The organism is Promicromonospora kroppenstedtii DSM 19349 (assembly GCF_000515355.1).
GTDB lineage: Bacteria > Actinomycetota > Actinomycetes > Actinomycetales > Cellulomonadaceae > Promicromonospora > Promicromonospora kroppenstedtii.
This window is the reverse complement of sequence record NZ_KI911577.1, coordinates 26,113-29,594: the sequence shown is the minus strand read 5'-3', so window position 1 is coordinate 29,594 and position 3,482 is coordinate 26,113. Positions and strand designations below refer to the sequence as shown.

Below are 3,482 nucleotides of genomic sequence, written 5' to 3'. Positions count from 1 at the left end.
CTGACTCGACCGCCGTCCGAGACGAAGCCGTCGCGCTTGCCCGCCTCCGCCTCGACGCTGCCCGAGCTGCCCAGGATGCCGCCGTCACCGACGAGGACGAGGACACCACCTATCGCGCCTACCGTCGCGCCAAGGCCGCCCTCCGCGATGCTGAGGCCCTCCCGACCGCGACCGTGACCGAAGAGGTCCCGACCGGCGAGACCTTCGCTCAGGTCTGGGAACGGGCCGACGAGGAGGACCGGACCTCGCTCCTCCTCCGGGTCGGGCCCTGGGTGGTCGAACCGGGCCGCCTGCCTATCGATCAGAAGGTGCACCGAGCGGAGGCCGAGCCCGACTACCTCGCCGGGCAGATAGACGACTGACGCCGGGCGAGAGGCCGGAGGCCCCGATGGTGTAGAAGGTGTAGAAGGTGTACCTCTCTCTAGTTACTTCTTCAAGAACTACTTTCTTGAGGGGTAACCAGGGAGACCTACAACTTCTACACCTTCTACACCTGAGGGTTGCGCAAGTGCCCTTGCGTGGCTACGGCTGGTGCCATGGCCGGAGGAACCGGCCCAACTGACCAGGAGGACACCATGGGCAACGAGCCCCGCACGGACATCCCGACCGTCACCGTCGAGTGCGCCTGCAAGCACTGCAAGGCGTTCGCCGCTCGCACGGGCCAGGCCCTCCCCCTGCGGGCGGAGGTCAACGAGAAGATGGCCGCCGCAATCTGCGGCACGGCCAAGGGCCGCCACTCGATGGTGCAGAAGGCCCACCAGCCGCCGTTCGGCCGCATGGACGCCATGCAGGCCAAGATGGGCCCGTGGGTCGCCTGACCATGCTCCGCCGCCTAGCCCGCGCGCTCGCTACCCTCGCCCTCGACGTCCTGGCCTTCGCCGTGGGCGTCGCGCTTGCCCGCCTCCGCCTCGACGCTGCCCGAGCTGCCCAGGATGCCGCCGTCACCGACGAGGACGAGGACACCACCTATCGCGCCTACCGTCGCGCCAAGGCCGCCCTCCGCGATGCTGAGGCCCTCCCGACCGCGACCGTGACCGAAGAGGTCCCGACCGGCGAGACCTTCGCTCAGGTCTGGGAACGGGCCGACGAGGAGGACCGGACCTCGCTCCTCCTCCGGGTCGGGCCCTGGGTGGTCGAACCGGGCCGCCTGCCTATCGATCAGAAGGTGCACCGAGCGGAGGCCGAGCCCGACTACCTCGCCGGGCAGATAGACGACTGACGCCGGGCGAGAGGCCGGAGGCCCCCGATGGTGTAGAAGGTGTAGAAGGTGTACCTCTCTCTAGTTACTTCTTCAAGAACTACTTTCTTGAGGGGTAACCAGGGAGACCTACAACTTCTACACCTTCTACACCCTGAGGGTTGCGCAAGTGCCCTTGCGTGGCTACGCTGGTGCCATGGCCGGAGGAACCGGCCCAACTGACCAGGAGGACACCATGGGCAACGAGCCCCGCACGGACATCCCGACCGTCACCGTCGAGTGCGCCTGCAAGCACTGCAAGGCGTTCGCCGCTCGCACGGGCCAGGCCCTCCCCCTGCGGGCGGAGGTCAACGAGAAGATGGCCGCCGCAATCTGCGGCACGGCCAAGGGCCGCCACTCGATGGTGCAGAAGGCCCACCAGCCGCCGTTCGGCCGCATGGACGCCATGCAGGCCAAGATGGGCCCGTGGGTCGCCTGACCATGCTCCGCCGCCTAGCCCGCGCGCTCGCTACCCTCGCCCTCGACGTCCTGGCCTTCGCCGTGGGCGTCGTGGTGGGCGGCATCCCGCTCGCCGTCCTGATCTTCTGGCTCGCCGACCGCTACCTGTACTGACCGCCCGCCTCCTACATACCCCAAGGAGCACACCATGAGCGACACCCCCGCCCACGATCAGGGCCCTCTACGACACCGACCCGGACCGCGACGCCTACGAGGCCATCGCCGAGGCCGTCGATACGGCAATCACCGCCCGCGACCACCTGATCCACGCCCTCACCGCCCCGCGCCCCTGGAGACCGGTGGTCAGGTCGCCGCGATCCGCGCCTTCGCCGACCGCCACCGCAACCGACCCGGCGAAGTCAGCGCACAGGGCATGGTCCGCATGCTCGACAACATCGTCGGGAAGTCCGACGCCCCGATCGTCGCCGAGCTGCCCCGCCGCTCGCCCATCGTGCGCGCCGCCAACGAGGACGGCTCCTACACGATGTCGGACGGCCACCGCCACACGCTCCGTGCCGAGGCCCCGCCGTCTAAGCACTTCGACGCCCACCACGGCGTTGCTGGCGAGCCCGGCCTCTTCGGCTGCGACGAGTGCGGCCGGACCTGGCCCACCCGCCCGCCGCTCGACCCGCGCACCGCGAAGTAGCCCGCCCGGACCCCGCCCCGCGTGCCTTGCCTCACGGCGCACGCCCGGCGCTGGACCACACGAGGCCCCGACCCCGCATAGGGAGCCGGGGCCTCGCTCTTGCGTCTAGGATTCCGACATGACCGTCTGGACAACCCATCGCGACCACGGCACGGCCCATTGGGACGAGGTCGAGGTCGGCGACCGTATCAGCCTCTCGACGTCGGGAGCGGAGCGGACGGAGATCGTCGGCACCATCGTCGCCCTGTCCGCCGACACGGCCACGCTCAGGCCTTGGGTCGAGGTCCGCAAGTCCGACTTCGACGTTGACCGGATCTACCGCCCGCAGTGACGTTCGACGACCTCGACGACGCGCTCCTCGACGACTTCGCCGACTGCTGCCGCGACTGGCCCACCGACCTCAACGACGCGTAGCCGTCGCGGCGTGTATCCTCCCAACTGAACGGCCCCGGACGGGTATGGTCCGGGGCCGTTCCTCGTGCCGACCCGCGTCACGATCGCGCCCCGCGGCCCTCTCTACTTACGCACCGTCACCCCAGAGAGGCAAGCCCATGCGTACCCCCACTCGCCGCGACCCTGACCGCCCTGACCCTGGCCGTCGGCCTCGCGGCGTGCTCCGTGCCGGCCGACCCCGCGGCCGATCCCGCCCCGGTCGACGAGACCACGTCGTCCGCGCCGGCGTCCAAGCCCAAGGAGCCCGCCGAGAAGAAGGCCGAGGAGCCGGCCGAGTCCGTCGCCCAGGAACAGGCCCGCCTGGCCGCCGAGGGCTACGTCGAGATCATGGCGATCTCGGCGAGCGGCCTCACGGAACAGCTCACGTTCGAGGGCCACTCGACGGCGGACGCCAAGTACGCCGTGAAGGCCGTCGGCGCCGACTGGACCGCGGAGGCAGACGAGGCTGCCGCCGGCTATCTCGACGTCATGCCTATGTCCGGGCCAGAGCTACAGGATCAACTTGAGTTCGACGGCTTCACGCCCGAGCAGGCCGCGCACGGCGTCGCGGCAGCCGGGCTGTAGCTACTCGGTTGTACCTGTACGGCCCCGGGCCCTCCACACGGGAGGGGCCGGGGCCTTTGGCGTGTTCGGGCCCGTGTTCAGCCTCGGCGAACGGCCCGCAGAACTGAACACAAACTCGTGTGA

At 69.8% G+C, this 3,482-nt stretch carries 8 protein-coding genes; all 8 read left to right on the top strand.

Features of this window, described 5'->3' with window-relative positions; translation table 11 throughout:
• On the top strand, positions 1-362 hold a 362-nt coding region (locus PROKR_RS33470), incomplete at its 5' end, for a hypothetical protein (protein ID WP_036959150.1).
• 174 nt (positions 363-536) lie between these two features.
• Positions 537-818 (top strand): hypothetical protein, encoded by a 282-nt coding sequence (locus PROKR_RS01720; protein ID WP_157601816.1) that lies wholly within the window; start codon positions 537-539, stop codon positions 816-818.
• Positions 806-1,219 carry a hypothetical protein gene (locus PROKR_RS01715; RefSeq protein WP_036959148.1) on the top strand — a complete coding sequence of 138 codons (414 nt, stop codon included), beginning with the start codon at positions 806-808 and terminating at the stop codon, positions 1,217-1,219. The genes PROKR_RS01720 and PROKR_RS01715 overlap by 13 nt, the downstream gene beginning before the upstream one ends.
• 175 nt (positions 1,220-1,394) lie before the next feature.
• Positions 1,395-1,676, top strand: a complete 282-nt coding sequence (locus tag PROKR_RS01710; RefSeq protein WP_157601816.1) for a hypothetical protein — start codon at positions 1,395-1,397, stop codon at positions 1,674-1,676.
• Positions 1,664-1,810, top strand: coding sequence for a hypothetical protein (locus tag PROKR_RS32165; RefSeq protein ID WP_157601815.1), 147 nt, complete (start codon positions 1,664-1,666; stop codon positions 1,808-1,810). The genes PROKR_RS01710 and PROKR_RS32165 overlap by 13 nt, the downstream gene beginning before the upstream one ends.
• Positions 1,811-2,069: 259 nt before the next feature.
• Positions 2,070-2,342, top strand: coding sequence for a hypothetical protein (locus PROKR_RS01705; RefSeq protein WP_036959144.1), 273 nt, complete (start codon positions 2,070-2,072; stop codon positions 2,340-2,342).
• Between the two features lie 118 nt (positions 2,343-2,460).
• Positions 2,461-2,673, top strand: coding sequence for a sortase family protein (locus PROKR_RS30385; protein WP_036959228.1), 213 nt, complete (start codon positions 2,461-2,463; stop codon positions 2,671-2,673).
• 287 nt (positions 2,674-2,960) lie between these two features.
• Positions 2,961-3,359 (top strand): Ltp family lipoprotein, encoded by a 399-nt coding sequence (locus PROKR_RS01695; RefSeq protein WP_051432589.1) that lies wholly within the window; start codon positions 2,961-2,963, stop codon positions 3,357-3,359.
• Positions 3,360-3,482: the final 123 nt, after the last annotated feature.